The following is a 14,499-nucleotide window of genomic DNA, read 5'->3' as shown; positions in this document are numbered from 1 at the left end:
CCGAACAGAGCAGTTAAGCCCGCCAGCGCCGATGGTACTACGCAAGTGGGAGAGTAGGTCGCCGCCTTCTTTGAAACCCTCATCATGAAAATGATGGGGGTTTTTTGTTTTAAGACCCCTCCGTTCTGTCGCTCTCGCGCCAGAACACCTCCCCTTGAAAAGGGGAGGGTATTTCCTGTTTTTAATTAGCATTCTACATACCTCCTTGGAAATGATCCTAAGAAACACCCGATACGCTCCCCTTTTAAGGGGAGCTGGCCGAAGGCCTGAGGGGTTGTGCTTTAGGTTGTAACTAAATTTTATTCAAGGGGAGCTGGCCAGCGTTAGCTGCACTGAGGGGTTGAGCCTATGGTAGCAAATACATGTCATGTTAAGGAGTAGGGTAAGTGAAGGCTATAATGAAAGTGCGATGTTGCTTTCTACTGGAGTTAGTGCTATAACAAGCATAACCTCTCCGTTCTGTCGCTCTCGCGCCAGAACACCTCCCCTTGAAAAGGGGAGGGTATTTCAAGTGCTTAATGAGCAGGCTACACAAATCTTCCGAAATGATCCTAAGAAATCCCCGATACGCTCCCCTTTTAAGGGGAGCTGGCTGCTGCATGCTTGCAGCAGACTGAGGGGTTGGGCCTATGGCAGTAACTAAATTTTACTTAAGGGGAGCTGGCCGAAGGCCTGAGGGATTGTGAGCCTAAGGGAGCACATACATGTCATGCTAAGGAGTGGGGTAAGTGAAGGCTTTAATGAAAGTGCGATGTTGCTTTCTGCTGGAGTTAGTGCTATCACAAGCATAACCCCTCCGTTCTGTCACTATCGTGCCAGGACACCTCCCCTTGGAAAGGGGAGGGTACTTCCTGTTTTTAATTAGCATTCTACATACCTCCTGGGAAATGGTCTTAAGAAATCCCCGATACGCTCCCCTTTTAAGGGGAGCTGGCTGCTGCATGCTTGCAGCAGACTGAGGGGTTGTGCTAAGGCTGTATCTAAATTAATTTAAGGGGAGCTGGCCGGCGAAAGCTGGACTGAGGGGTTGCGCTTTAGGCTGTAACTAAATTGATTTAAGGAGAGCTGGCAAGCGCAAGCTGGACTGAGGGGTTGTGAGCCTAAGGTAGCACATACATTTCATGTTAAGGAGTAGGGTAAGTGAAGGCTTTAGTGAAAGTACGATGTTGCTTTCTGCTGGAGTTAGTGCTATCACAAGCATAACCCCTCCGTTCTGTCGCTTTGGCGCCAGAACACCTCCCCTTAAAAAGGGGAGGGTATTACAAGTGCTTAATGAGCAGGCTGCACAAATCTTCCGAAATGATCCTAAGAAATCCCCGATACGCTCCCCTTTTAAGGGGAGCTGGCCGAAGGCCTGAGGGGTTGTGCTTTAGGCCGGAACTAAATTAATTTAAGGGGAGCTAGCCAGCGTCAGCTGGACTGAGGGGTTGGGCTTTAGCTTGTAACCAAGTTTTAAATAAAAGTGGCGCTGGCCACCAGTATTAGGTTGGTATTACACTAACAAATACCTAATCTGTTTCACCGGGACATATTACCTCAAGACATGAAAAAAGCCTGCCATAGGCAAGCTTAGTTGTTATCCAAGTTCAAAGGGTTTTACATCTGTTTATAATAATCGAATACTTTTGCGAGATCTTCTGCTTCCTTTATATCCAAGTCGTTGTCTTTGATAAAATCTTTCACCTTTTTATAATCGTCCTTAAACAAATCTTTGAGCATTCTGTTGCTTATTCTTGTTTCTTCAATTACTCCATCTTTCTTTTTTATGTAAAAGCGGTGATCATTTACAAATTTCGGAGGGATATATTGTTCAAAACCTGATTTTGGCTCTCTCCCTTCAGTTAGTTTTTTGGCAGGTTTGAAATAAAGAGATATTTCCCCTTCCGATATGGGAACTAAATACCCGCTTTTTTTATTCCCGTTTTCTAAATAATCCAGGATGCCATACTTTTTGCCATTCACCTCTGCCCAGATATAATCCCGGCGTAGTAAATTGTAAGTTTCGCCGCCTTCATTGACCTCCAGCACATCATTGTAAGCATTATAGCGAATCCTTGCCTTAGTGTCGGGTTTACCGTTTATATAAATCAAACCTGGTTGAAATTCCATGTTTTCATAAGGAATGCCTTCAGCCTTGATATCTGAATAATCTGCTTTTTTAGCAAAAAGTTGGTTTGGCCTTGCGTTTCCGGAGGTACCATTGTTATTGTTAATGAGATTTCCTCCTTCTTGTGTGAAACCTAAATTGAAAGACAGGAGAATAACCAGGGATGTTAATGCTATTTTCATAAAAATATTTTAAAATATACAACGTTGCTTAACAGCTAAAAATATGGAAATTGGTTCAAATTTATCTTTATAAATAGTTAAAAGAAGGATGCGGCCTGCTAGAGAAAAGATCTGTAATATCACCGGTTCGGACCGATTAGGACCAGGTAGCCTTCATCAAGCAATGCCTCTCTGGTTTCTTTGTTCAGAAACTTTAACGATAAGCGGGTGATCCTGAAATCGGGAGCACTGTAAACGATTTCCGCACTGATTCCCGGGTCATTTTCTGCCAGGTTCAGAAGGTGCTCTTTATTATTGGTGGCAATAATAACCGGGCTTTCCAGGCTTTTTAATCCCTCAGGGGAAATGGATGGTATATTCTGCCGGGTATAGAAGTCAAGAGACCATCGGTATTCGTTACCCGGAATAAAGAGGGGATAGTCTTCACTCAACTCCTCCTGGTAGTATTGAGCCAGCTGCTTACCGCTCTGATAGGTTAGCAGATGCTGATAGAAATATGCATTCAGGCTAAAGTTAATCAAAACCGACACCAAAACAGTTACCAGGACAATTTTAGCGGTACGGTCAGCCTTGATCCCGATCGCTATAAGAAGCGCTCCGAGTATACTAAACGCTCCCGTCCAGACCCAGAGACCGGGAGTTTCAAAAGTGAGGAATAATACGCCCAGAACGGCCAGAATGCCTATGCCTGCCACAACATATTGAACGATCAGAAGGGATCTTAATAGTTTTTCCTTCTCCCTTATGGTATACAGAAAACCAGCCGTGAATATCGCCATGACCGGCATGAGTGAATTCAAATAATGGGGTAGTTTGAATTTTGAGAAACTTATCACCAGTAGGGTAAGCACGATTCCGCCAAGGGTCAGTACTTCCACATCATATTTCGAACGATCGAACCGCGCTTTCAGCAGTGCTTTCAACCTGCGAAACATTCCGGTATAGAAAAGCAATGGCCAGGGCAGAAAGGCCCAGAGTATGGTGTGAAAAAAGAAAAGGTAATCCGGACTCACTTCTTCAAAGCCTTTTGCGGTTAAGCGGTTAAAGCTTTGATCCCAAAGTATAAACCGAATTCCGGAAACATCTGTCTGTTCGTTTACCACCAGTTCCGGATGAAGATCGAACTGTAAATAATAGGCATACAACATCGGACTGATGCTGATAAGCAGGGTAATGAATCCTGCCCAAAGAGAAGCGCGTAGAAATACGTTCCATTTATTGGTATATGCAATATGGCTTATCAGACACAGGCCAATAACCACCAGTCCGAGCAAGCCCTTCGTAGAAAAGGCGATACCCATGAAAAGGGCTCCCCAGATCACATTTTTAAGCTGGTTATATTCAACCCATTTAAAAAGCTGCCAAAGAGAAATAATGACCGCGCCAGTGAGTACTGCATCGGTTCTTACATCATGGTTCGATAAAACGATTGCCTGAGCTGTCAAAAATATGAGGGCAGCATAGTGAGCATACGCTTTCGGCACATTCTTGTAAAGATCAGTTGTTAATCGAAAAACGGCATAGGCGCCACCTATAGTAAAAAGCAGAGCCGGTATCCGGTACGCCCATTGGGATATTCCAAAGATTTTGAAAGCCAGACCTGCCAGCCAAAAGTGCATATGGGGCTTATCAAGATAGGCTTCATTTCCGCGATAGAGGTTTACAAAATCATTTTCAAGATACATTCGCATCGCCATAACCGCGTGCTGGGCTGAGTCGTTTTCCATTAGCGGTATAAAGGTGCCCAGAAGGTAGCAGACGGCTAGCAGCAGATACAACAGGTACAAGGTGGTATTTGATAAGTGACCGTCTTTGGTTAGGAATCGTGATTTCATGAGCAGTTCAGCTTGCTTTTGAAGGAATTATAAGTTTCAGTTCCGGCTTCAGGAAATGGAAATATAGCCCGAATATCGATACAACGGCCGTTATAAGGGAAAATACCGTACCCACGCTTACGGCCAGGCTCTGGTCCAGTTCAAACAGCACTGAGGCCTGTAAGAACAGGTACTCCCTGATTCCGATGCCTGAAAACGAAAGTACCGATAAGACCGATGAAACCAGGAAGATAACCAGATAGATCAGGATAGCATGTATTTCAGGGCTCAAGGCTTTGAGGATAAAAAATACACAGATCAACTGGCACCCCTGTATCAGGATGGAGTAAATCAACGATCGGTTATACAGTTTGCCCCCGAAGCTGAAAAAACGACGGGAGGTCCATTTTGCCGTAAGGAGTATCACCAGCAACAAAAGTATGGTGACAACCGATTTCAGGGGCCATGCGTATCCGGGAATCAGGATGATCACCATTATTGTCAGCAATAAGCCGATGGCGATCAGGCCGCTGAGCCGATCCAGGAAGACTGCCTTGATCAGTTTTTTGGTTTTCCAGCCGAAATGGTTTTTAAGGAGGTAGACCTTATACGCATCTCCTCCTATTCCGCCGGGAATAAAAAAATTATAGAACATCCCTACCAGGTAAAGCTGCATATTGCTGAAGTGGGCTAGTGGCATTCCGGCCTCATGAAAAAACAGATTCAGCCGAAAAGATGAGATGACCTGGGATATGATAAAGAAGAACAGGGCTAACAGCATATACCCGCTGTGTGTTCGGGAAAGTGTTCTCCCCACTTCCCTGATATCTACTTTAGTGAATACCAGGTATAGCAGCGCCAGGGATACCGCAATTTTAAGAAAGGTGATTAATGGTTTCTTTATTCTTTGATCCATGGGCAGACTTTAGGCTGAAAATATTGCGAACCCTGTAGGGGCGTTTGCGTTGCGATTCGAAATAGGTACGCATTAAGAGGTCTGTGACTACCCCTACCGTGATGAATTGTATTCCGACTATCACAAAAAGTACACCCAGGATGAGCAAAGGTCTGTCACCGATCTCATTACCCATAAGCTTGACTACAAGGAGGTATACATTGATAATAGCACCCAGCAAAAAGAAGATCAGACCGATGTTTCCAAAGAGATACATGGGCTTTTGCATATGCTTTCGCTGAAAGATGATGAGCAACAGGTCATTGAGAACCTTGAAAGTTCTTCCAAGGCCGTACTTCGAATGCCCGAACTGTCTGTGATGGTGATTTACATCGACTTCTTTTATTCTCGCCCCGTTAAGAAAGGCAAGCAGGTTGATAAAGCGATGCATTTCCCCGTACAGATTGAGCTCTTTGGCTGTTTCACTGCTGAAAACCTTAAGGGCGCATCCCTGGTCTTTCAGGTTAAGCTTCGTTGCCTTTCGTATGATAAAATTGGCAATTTTCGATGGGATGGTTTTCAGGTAGCTGTCTTTGCGATTCTTGCGAACACCGGTAACCACATCCCAGTCGCCTTTGGCGGCAATATCGACCATTTTTGGAATATCTGCCGGATCGTTCTGCAGGTCTCCATCCATTGTAATGATGAAATCACCTTCGGCATAATCGATCCCTGCTGCCAGAGCGAGGCTTTGTCCGTAATTTTTTTTGAGTTCGATAAGATGCACATTGGGGTGATTCATCTCCTTGATCACCTGCCGTGTATTGTCGGTAGAGAAATCATCGATATAGATCAGCTGATACCGGTAATCTTTCAGACTTTCCTCGATCTTTTCTGTGAGCGGGGTTACGCTCTCCTCTTCATTATAAACGGGAATGACTATCGAGAGATAATGATCTTTTTTTGCCATGACATGTCGTTCTTTAGCCGTGATTAAGGCTTAAAAATTAGGTTACAAAATTAACTTTTCTGAGGGAATTCAGCCGGTTTTTGGCTGTTTTAAATTTGAATAACAAAAAAAGCCCGGGGAATTCCCCGGGCTTTTTCATATTAGTGGTCAATCGTTAATCTTTGTTTCTTCTGTCTCCGCGATTGCGATTGTCTCTTCCGCGATTATCCCTTCCACGGTTATCGCGTCTGTTATTATCTCTGTTGCGATCTCCGCGATCTCCGCCGCTTGATCTTCGTTCCTGATATCCTTCAGGCTTCGGAAGAATGGCTTTGCGCGAAACTTTCTCACGTTTGGTTTTGGGATCAAACCCGAAGTATTTAACCTCAAATACGTCTCCAAGGTTTACTACATCGGTAACATTATCGGTGCGGTCCCATGCCAGTTCTGAGATATGCAGCAGTGTCTCATTACCGGGGGCAACGGTATATTCAACTACGGCTCCGAAATCAAGAAGCTTGATAACTTTAACCTCATAAACCTCTCCGACATCGGGCTTAAAGGTAATGGCTTTGATCTTCTCAAGAACCTTATCGATTCCGGCCTGGTCTGTTCCGAGAATTTCAACAATTCCCTGGTCTTCGACCTCGTCGATAACGATCTCGGTTTTGGTTTCTTTCTGCAGCTCCTGAATAACTTTACCACCTGGTCCAATAAGTGCACCGATGTATTCGGTCGGGATGGTAGTGGTAACGATCTTCGGTGCATGAGCTTTAACATTCTCACGTGGCTCTGCAATAGTATCTGTAAGGTGCTTCAAAATATGCAAACGACCTTCTCTGGCCTGGTTCAGTGCCTTTTCAAGGATTTCGTAAGAAAGACCTTTGATCTTGATATCCATCTGGCAGGCAGTGATACCTTTTTCAGTACCGGTTACTTTGAAGTCCATGTCTCCCAGGTGATCCTCATCTCCCAGAATATCTGAAAGAACTGCATAGCGATCACCATCAGAGATAAGTCCCATGGCAATACCCGATACAGGTCTGATAAGTTGTACCCCGGCATCCATCAATCCCATGGTTCCGGCACAAACCGTTGCCATAGACGATGATCCGTTTGATTCTAGTACCTCAGATACTATTCTTACGGTATACGGACAATCATCAGGGATCATACCTTTGAGGGCTCTTTGAGCCAGATTTCCGTGTCCGATCTCTCTTCGTGAAGTCCCTCTGATAGGTCTTGCTTCACCGGTTGAGAAAGGAGGGAAGTTATAATGCAGGTAGAATTTCTCTTCTCCCTGGTCTGTAGGCAGGTCGATCACATTGGCCTGTTTAGAGGTACCAAGAGTAACCGTGGCAAGTGCCTGGGTCTCTCCCCGGGTAAATATAGAAGAACCGTGAGTTCCCGGCAGGTAGTCGATCTCACACCATATAGGTCTGATATCTTCCGGCTTTCTGCCGTCCAGTCTGATCTTCTCATCCAGGATCAGATTTCGAACAGCTTCTTTCTGAGCTTTTCCGAAATATTTCCCGATAAGATCACCGTTCTCTTCCAGTTCCTCTTCGGTGAAGAGTTCTTCACAAGCTTCTTTCAGCTCGGCGAACTTCTCACCGCGCTCCTGCTTTGAAGTGTCTTCTTTAGCTATAGCATAGCATTTATCATAAGCGAAGTCATAGATTTTCTTTTCCATTTCTTCGTCTTCCTTCTCACCTTCATACTCGCGTACTTCCTTAGCTCCGACTTGCTCTACAAGGCGACGCTGAGCAGCACATTGCTCTTTGATGGCTTCGTGAGCGAATTTAATGGCTTCAGCCATTTCCTGTTCTGAAACTTCATCCATTTCTCCTTCAACCATGGCAACAGAGTCTTCAGAAGCTCCGACCATCATGTCGATATCGGCCTTTTCCAGCTGTGATTTACTAGGGTTGATGATCAGTTCGCCGTCTACCCGGGCAACACGAACCTCAGAGATCGGATACTCAAAAGGAATATCTGAGAGCTGAATACAGGCAGATGCTGCGAGTCCCGCCAGGGCATCAGGCATTACTTCGTCATCGTGTGACATAAGTTGTATCATTACCTGAGTCTCGGCATGATAATCTTTAGGGAATAAAGGACGCAATACACGGTCAACAAGACGCATGGTCAATACCTCCTGGTCACTCGGACGCGCTTCTCTTTTGAAAAAACCTCCGGGAAATCTACCAGCAGCGGCAAATTTCTCACGATAATCTACCGTAAGGGGCAGAAAGTCGATATCGGGTTTGGCTGTTCTTGATGATACAACGGTACCGAGTAGCATCGCATTTCCCATGCGAACGACAACAGACCCGTCTGCCTGCTTGGCGAGTTTCCCCGTTTCAATGGTAATGGTACGACCATCACCTAATTCAATAATTTCTTTTTTTACTTCAGGAATCATAAATGATGTAATTAGTCCACAAACTGGTTTGTGGTTTTGTTAAACATAGGGTTACTGTCTGGGAGACAGTGGGAGTTGTGTTGTTGTGGTAAAGTGTTTAACCCAATGAAAAACCAGTAGTTAGAGCTTTTTATGCGAGTAAGTAGCTATAAAGCTAAAATAATTCTGTGTAAGAAACCAAAAATACAGGCTTCAAATATAAAAAAAGGGGGCAAAGCCCCCCGATATTTACTTTCTCAGATTTAATTCCTTAACAATAGCACGATATCTGGTGATATCTTTTTTCTTCAGGTAATCCAGAAGGCTACGTCTTTTACCTACCAATCTTACCAGTGCACGCTCGGTGTTGAAATCCTTGCGGTTCTCTTTCAGGTGTTTGGTTAGGTGATTAATTCTGTGCGTAAATAACGCGATCTGACCTTCTGCTGATCCGGTGTTTTTCTCGTCACCACCATACTGCTTGAAGATCTCGGCTTTAACTTCATTGCTTAAATACATGCCAATATTATTTAAATGATTTTTATGTATTTGCCGGACTTTCCGACAAGGCTGCAAAGATAGGTATATTTTTCATTTTGGTTGAGTTTAGCGAATTTTATTTAACTTAGGTTGATTTATGTTAAATTTTAAAACCCAAATTCCATGAATTTACAACCCAGATCTGTGATAATGTTGCTGTCTGCAACCTTATTACTCAGTATGGTATCCTGCTCCGATGAACAGGAAAATGAAATGCCTCAAAGTGCCTTGTCGGCAGAGGCAATAACTGCGAACGCTGAAGCCGACCTGGTTTCAGATCAAATCGACGACATGGTTACCGTGGCGGTATCTTCTGATTTCAGCGCTGCAAAATCTGCAGGATCCTTTAAAGAGGCATTACCCACCTGCGCAACCGTCACCACGACCGATAAGGAAACGCACTTTAACCGTATAATCGATTTCGGTGAAGGATGTGAGCTGCCTAACGGTATTTTGCTAAGCGGTTCCATTATCGCTGATTATACCATTGATATGAATGCCGGTACAGCCGTTATAGAAGTGGGCTTCGACGGCTTTAAAGTCAATGACAGATCAGTGACCGGTGAAAAGCGTATCGAGTGGCAACAGAGCAACGAGGCTCAAAATCCTCAAGCCGATGTCATTACGGCTGTAAAGGTTACCTGGCCCAACGAATTCTACGTGGAGGTTTCAGGAGATGTAAAAAGAGAATGGATAGCAGGATATGATACCGAGGGATGGGAAGATAATGTGATCGAAGTGACAGGTAACAGAGATGTGGTCAATAGCCTTGATGGGGGTTACGCTTTAGAAACCCTCACTGCTTTAAGAAGAGAAGGTTCCTGCAGGCATTTTGTTTCCGGACAGCTGGCTATCAGTAAGAATCTGGTTTCCGGGGTGCTGGATTTCGGAGAGGGTGCTTGTGATAACAAGGCGGTTCTGACCTCAGAAGGGGGGGCTTAGCTTTGATATTGAATTGCCTTAGGAATTAAGTAAGGATATAAAAGAGAAAAGGTCCCTGTCGGGACCTTTTTTTATGCTCGTAACGGCTGATTCTGTATAAGGTCAATGTACTGGTTGACCTTGTTTTTGAGATCTCGCCGGTGTGTTATAAAATCAAGAAATCCGTGCTCAAGCAGGAATTCTGAGGTCTGGAAGTTCTCCGGAAGATCTTTTCCGGTGGCTTCTTTAACTACTCGTGGTCCTGCAAATCCGATTAGCGCTCCGGGCTCCGCTATGTTAATATCACCAAGCATAGCATATGAAGCTGTGGTGCCTCCCGTAGTCGGATCGGTACAAAGCGATATGTAAGGAATGCCGGCGTCGGCCAGCTGAGCGAGTTTGGCAGAGGTTTTTGCTAACTGCATCAGGGATAAAGCGGCTTCCATCATTCGGGCTCCTCCCGACTTGGATATCATAAGAAATGGTATCTTGTTCTGAATGGAGTGATCGATGGCGCGGGCGATTTTTTCACCTACGACACTACCCATGGAACCTCCGATGAAAGCAAAATCCATACAGGCTATGACCAGGTCTTTGCCTTTGGATTTACCTACTGCAGTTCTCACGGCATCTTTGAGATTCGTTTTTTCCTGTGCCTGCTCCAGACGCTCTGAATATTTCTTGGTATCGACGAATTTTAAAGGGTCTTTAGACACCATGTCTTTATCCAGTTCCTTGAATTTATTATCGTCAAATAATATGGAGAAATATTCCTTGCTGCCTATTCGTACGTGGTAGTCATCTTCAGGGCTTACATAGAAATTCTTTGCCAGCTCATCGGCCTCGACTATTTTTCCTGTAGGAGACTTATACCACAGTCCTTTTGGAGTATCCTTTTTTTGTTCTGTGGACGTTTGTATCCCTTTTTCTTTTCTTTTAAACCAAGCCATATCGTTGTAGGTTTTTAAAAATTAACTTTCGGGCTTTTATAAGGTTGCAAATTTATAAGGTATTTACATTATTCAAATCTTCGAAGGCCTTTTTTAGCCTTTCGATGAAAGTTTTTTCACCTTCCCTTAGCCAAACCCTTGGGTCATAGTATTTTTTATTTGGAGAATCGGGTCCTTCAGGGTTTCCGATCTGGCTTTTCAGAAATGCAGATTTATCTCCCATATAATCACGAATACCTTCCATAAAAGCATACTGCAGGTCGGTATCGATATTCATTTTTATAACACCGTATCCGATAGCTTCCCTGATCTCTTCAACTGTCGATCCGGAACCGCCATGAAAAACAAAATCGATGGTATTTTCAGGTACGTTATATTTTTGTGAGATGTATTCCTGAGAGTTTTTGAGAATTTTAGGTGTAAGTTTCACATTACCGGGTTTGTAAACCCCGTGAACATTTCCGAAGGCTGCGGCTACCGTAAATTTCGGGCTCACCTTCATCAATTCTTCGTAAGCATAGGCTACCTCTTCCGGCTGGGTGTATAGTTTAGAGTCATCAACGTCTGTGTTGTCTACCCCGTCTTCTTCACCTCCTGTAATACCCAATTCTATTTCAAGGGTCATGTTCATCTTGCTCATGCGCTCGAGGTACTTTTTACAGATCTCGATGTTCTCTTCAAGAGGCTCTTCGGAAAGATCGATCATGTGCGAGCTATAAAGAGATTTTCCGGTCTCTTTAAAGTACTTTTCGTTCTCATCCAGCAAGCCGTCGATCCATGGGAGTAATTTCTTTGCACAGTGGTCTGTGTGAAGAATCACCGTGGCGCCATAGGCTTCCGCTAACTGGTGTACATGCTTGGCTCCGGCAACGGCTCCGAGTATGGCTGCCTTCTGATCTTCGTTAGAAAGACCTTTCCCGGCATTGAACTGAGCTCCTCCGTTAGAGAATTGGATGATCACGGGTGAATTAAGCGTGGCGGCTGTTTCCAGTACCGCATTGATACTGCTGCTTCCTATAACATTTACAGCGGGGAGGGCAAACCCTTTTTCTTTGGCGTAGTTAAAGATGTTTTGAACTTCGTCTCCTGTAGCTACTCCGGGTTTAATATTGTGACTCATAAGGATTTGTTGATTTCTTTAAGTTGTTGCAGTTATTGATTTTATCACACAAAAATAATAAAATTAGCTTGGTTAGAAGGGATAATTAATACCAATATTGAAAACGGCATTGCTCAGGTTGTATTCTTTGAACCATCTGCTTCCCGGTTCATTGGCCGGATTATAGGTTTTGAATCCTACATCGAAGCGAATAACAAAGAAGTTGAAGTCATACCTTAGTCCAATCCCGGTACCCAGTGCGATCTCCTCCAGTGAACTCAAATCTTCGAATACGGCTTTTTCCAGCGTGACATCATCCCAGACATTCCAAATATTGCCCGCATCAGCAAAGATGGCCGACTTTAGTTGTCCGAAAATGGGGAAACGATATTCGAGGTTAAGAGCCAGTTTCATGTTGGCTTCATTAAAATCGTTCAGGTTGTCGGTGCTTCCGGGGCCTAGTGAATAGGCTTCCCATGCCCGGTTATCGTTCGAGCCTCCTGCAAAATAACTGCGAAGGAAAGGTATGTTGTCTGCGTTTCCGTAGGGGATGGCGATTCCGAAGAAGGAATGAAATGCCAGTACGGTGCTGCGGGAAAGCTGCCAATACTTCACATAATCGAATTCTGTTTTGATGTATTGAGAGTATTGTACCCCGAACAAGGTGTTCTTTCCGTCGGGCGTCTTATTAAAATCGATGAGTGCATCAAGGGCAGAAAACGTATTACCGGCCGATTCAATTTTGGTTTGAAACTGGTAGAAATCGTTATCCTGAAAACCTTCCCTGTTGTTCTTGTTCCAGGTGAAACTAGCTGAAAATATAAGATTATTCGCAGTCAGTCTCTCCCGTCGCTCCTCCAGGCGATTCACTTCCAGGAACTCGTCTTGAGTGAGCGGGATGTCTCCGTTGAGAGCATCCTGAGTGAAGCCTGCCGTTCCTTGGGGAATGGTGAGATTTCCATCTTCATTAAAATAATCAGGATTAACCTGGTTACTGTTCTCTGTCGCTACAGTATTGAGGTCTTCATAGCTGTTTCGGTAAATGAAATAATATCTTTCTGTGTTCAGGTTCCTGACATATTGAATATTGAAGAGGTCGAATATGTTTCTTCTGAAGTCGGTAGGTCGCCAGTTATACCGCCAGATCGCATTTACACTTTGCTTGTCAAGACCTATGTTTTGTTGAAAGGTGGTACCCAGTGACCACCGCGTCTCCGGAGACATGTATTTCGGAATGAGCTCGCTGGTATTGAAAGGAGAGACAATACGGGGAAAGTTCAGCCTGACATCCCCACCGAATTCGGCTATATTAAAAAAGTTTCCGGTCACATTATTGATCTCAGATGAGGAGCCGATGGTACCCCTGAAAGCGAACTCAAGTGTTTCTGCCCCTCTGAAAATATTTCTGCTCACCAGGGAAGTGCTGAGTGAAATACCTATATCCTGAATGTTCGAATGTGAAATATCGGTATTCAGGCCCAATGAAAACCTGGGCCTTGGGGTCAGGTAGATATTAGTGTTCAGGATGGCTGCCGTGCTGTCTGCATATCGGTAGGTGATATTCGGGTATTTGAAGGTCTTCAGGTTTCCTATTTGCCTTGAAGTAAGATTTCTGGCAGATTCTTTAAAAACATCACCCGGGTTGATGGCCATTGCATCGGTTAAGGCACTGGGTTTATACCTGAGTTTATCATGAAAGAAAATGTTATAGCCTTCGTGATGAATGGAGTCCAGATTGGTGGTGTCTGCATTGAAGGTGTAATCAGCATAAATATTAACGTTCCTGATCTTGTGCACCTTGTAGGGTATACCCGGCAGGGTGTCGCTCCTTGGGTCAGGTTTGTTCTTGATGTTCAGGGTCACGGGCATAAAGTAATCATCACTCGCTGCCGAAGTGTCTGCCACGATATCAAAAGTGATGTCTGAAGGCTGGAACTTGTAGATCCCGCTATTGACAAAAATATTATTCAGGCGCTGTCTTTCGTTGCTGAAATTGGTCAGTTCGAATCGTTCCCCCTGATTGATCAGGGATCGCTTTTTATGAATTTCGTATAAAGAATCCAGTTCAGGAGAACTTATTTCATGTGTTAGCGTATCTATGATATAGGGTCTTCCGGTATTGACGCGATAGGTCATGCCTGCTCGCTTTGGTTTGTAATCGGCCGTATCGATGGAATGGCTGACCGTGTTGTTGAAGTATCCTTTGGTATCGTAGTATTGTTTCAGACGACTTAACGAACGCTGTGTTTTCTCTTCCCGGATAAGGACCGGTGGTTCTCCGGTTGACCGTAACCAGCTGTGGAAGCCTTTTTTATACCGCGCGATCTGTATCAGCTGTTTGGCAGAGATCATTCTCTCAAAGAAGTTAAGTTCCTCCAGTTGTTTTTCCAGCCTGGCATTGTAGATTGAATCGGCATTTGGCTTGGCCTGATTGTAGATGTACAGTCTGGTTAGAGTATTGGGTTGCTGGGTGATCAACCCGTTGATCTCGGGACCGCTTACCTTTTCGCCATTGAGCAGAATGGTGTTTTCCCGTAGAAGAAGTTCCCCTTCAGGTACTCTTTTAACGGCATTACAGGAAGAAATAAGAAGTATTATGGAGAATACCGTTATTTTTACAAACCAGTTCTTCAATGGG

At 44.3% G+C, this 14,499-nt stretch carries 10 protein-coding genes and 1 rRNA gene; 2 read left to right on the top strand and 9 right to left on the bottom strand.

Going from position 1 to position 14,499, the window contains the following annotated elements:
• Positions 1-70 (top strand): 5S ribosomal RNA (gene rrf, locus K7R10_RS15365); the annotation flags it as partial.
• A 1,526-nt stretch (positions 71-1,596) separates the two neighbouring features.
• On the opposite strand, the gene K7R10_RS05270 is transcribed toward rrf, so the two are convergent.
• The 6 genes from K7R10_RS05270 to rpsO all read right to left on the bottom strand — a co-directional run bounded on the left by K7R10_RS05270 (position 1,597) and on the right by rpsO (position 8,870).
• A complete protein-coding gene (locus K7R10_RS05270; RefSeq protein ID WP_224483628.1) occupies positions 1,597-2,289 on the bottom strand; it encodes a hypothetical protein in 693 nt (230 codons plus the stop codon).
• A 119-nt stretch (positions 2,290-2,408) separates the two neighbouring features.
• Positions 2,409-4,124, bottom strand: coding sequence for an ArnT family glycosyltransferase (locus tag K7R10_RS05265; protein WP_224483627.1), 1,716 nt, complete (start codon positions 4,122-4,124; stop codon positions 2,409-2,411).
• A gap of 7 nt (positions 4,125-4,131) precedes the next feature.
• Complete coding sequence (locus K7R10_RS05260; protein ID WP_224483626.1) at positions 4,132-5,019, bottom strand: lysylphosphatidylglycerol synthase transmembrane domain-containing protein; 888 nt, start codon at positions 5,017-5,019, stop codon at positions 4,132-4,134.
• Complete coding sequence (locus K7R10_RS05255) at positions 4,979-5,968, bottom strand: glycosyltransferase family 2 protein (protein ID WP_224483625.1); 990 nt, start codon at positions 5,966-5,968, stop codon at positions 4,979-4,981. Before K7R10_RS05255 ends, K7R10_RS05260 begins: the two co-directional genes overlap by 41 nt.
• Before the next feature lie 154 nt (positions 5,969-6,122).
• Entirely contained in the window at positions 6,123-8,372 is a 2,250-nt protein-coding gene (locus tag K7R10_RS05250) for a polyribonucleotide nucleotidyltransferase (RefSeq protein ID WP_224483624.1), read from the bottom strand.
• 228 nt (positions 8,373-8,600) lie between these two features.
• Positions 8,601-8,870 (bottom strand): 30S ribosomal protein S15, encoded by a 270-nt coding sequence (gene rpsO, locus K7R10_RS05245; RefSeq protein WP_224483623.1) that lies wholly within the window; start codon positions 8,868-8,870, stop codon positions 8,601-8,603.
• A gap of 144 nt (positions 8,871-9,014) precedes the next feature.
• Between rpsO and K7R10_RS05240 the strand changes: the two genes are divergently transcribed.
• Positions 9,015-9,833, top strand: a complete 819-nt coding sequence (locus K7R10_RS05240) for a hypothetical protein (RefSeq protein WP_224483622.1) — start codon at positions 9,015-9,017, stop codon at positions 9,831-9,833.
• Between the two features lie 71 nt (positions 9,834-9,904).
• On the opposite strand, the gene accD is transcribed toward K7R10_RS05240, so the two are convergent.
• From accD to tamL, 3 genes are all read right to left on the bottom strand, one after another.
• Positions 9,905-10,762: an acetyl-CoA carboxylase, carboxyltransferase subunit beta gene (accD, locus tag K7R10_RS05235; protein WP_224483621.1), complete on the bottom strand. Its 858-nt coding sequence runs from the start codon at positions 10,760-10,762 to the stop codon at positions 9,905-9,907.
• A 52-nt stretch (positions 10,763-10,814) separates the two neighbouring features.
• Positions 10,815-11,882, bottom strand: coding sequence for a class II fructose-bisphosphate aldolase (gene fbaA / locus K7R10_RS05230; RefSeq protein ID WP_224483620.1), 1,068 nt, complete (start codon positions 11,880-11,882; stop codon positions 10,815-10,817).
• A 72-nt stretch (positions 11,883-11,954) separates the two neighbouring features.
• On the bottom strand, positions 11,955-14,495 hold the full coding sequence (gene tamL / locus K7R10_RS05225; RefSeq protein WP_224483619.1) for a translocation and assembly module lipoprotein TamL: 2,541 nt from the start codon (positions 14,493-14,495) through the stop codon (positions 11,955-11,957).
• Positions 14,496-14,499 lie beyond the last annotated feature (4 nt).

The sequence above is a fragment of the Robertkochia aurantiaca genome (assembly GCF_020166495.1).
Classification (GTDB): domain Bacteria; phylum Bacteroidota; class Bacteroidia; order Flavobacteriales; family Flavobacteriaceae; genus Robertkochia; species Robertkochia aurantiaca.
Note: the sequence above shows the minus strand (reverse complement) of the source record. Positions and strands in the feature narration are given on the sequence as shown.

Coding starts and splice junctions, on each gene's coding strand:
- K7R10_RS05265 (WP_224483627.1), bottom strand. CDS start 4,124: ATGAAATCACGATTCCTAACCAAAGACGGTCACTTATCAAATACCACC.
- K7R10_RS05240 (WP_224483622.1), top strand. CDS start 9,015: ATGAATTTACAACCCAGATCTGTGATAATGTTGCTGTCTGCAACCTTA.
- fbaA (WP_224483620.1), bottom strand. CDS start 11,882: ATGAGTCACAATATTAAACCCGGAGTAGCTACAGGAGACGAAGTTCAA.
- K7R10_RS05260 (WP_224483626.1), bottom strand. CDS start 5,019: ATGGATCAAAGAATAAAGAAACCATTAATCACCTTTCTTAAAATTGCG.
- K7R10_RS05270 (WP_224483628.1), bottom strand. CDS start 2,289: ATGAAAATAGCATTAACATCCCTGGTTATTCTCCTGTCTTTCAATTTA.
- rpsO (WP_224483623.1), bottom strand. CDS start 8,870: ATGTATTTAAGCAATGAAGTTAAAGCCGAGATCTTCAAGCAGTATGGT.
- accD (WP_224483621.1), bottom strand. CDS start 10,762: ATGGCTTGGTTTAAAAGAAAAGAAAAAGGGATACAAACGTCCACAGAA.
- K7R10_RS05255 (WP_224483625.1), bottom strand. CDS start 5,968: ATGGCAAAAAAAGATCATTATCTCTCGATAGTCATTCCCGTTTATAAT.
- K7R10_RS05250 (WP_224483624.1), bottom strand. CDS start 8,372: ATGATTCCTGAAGTAAAAAAAGAAATTATTGAATTAGGTGATGGTCGT.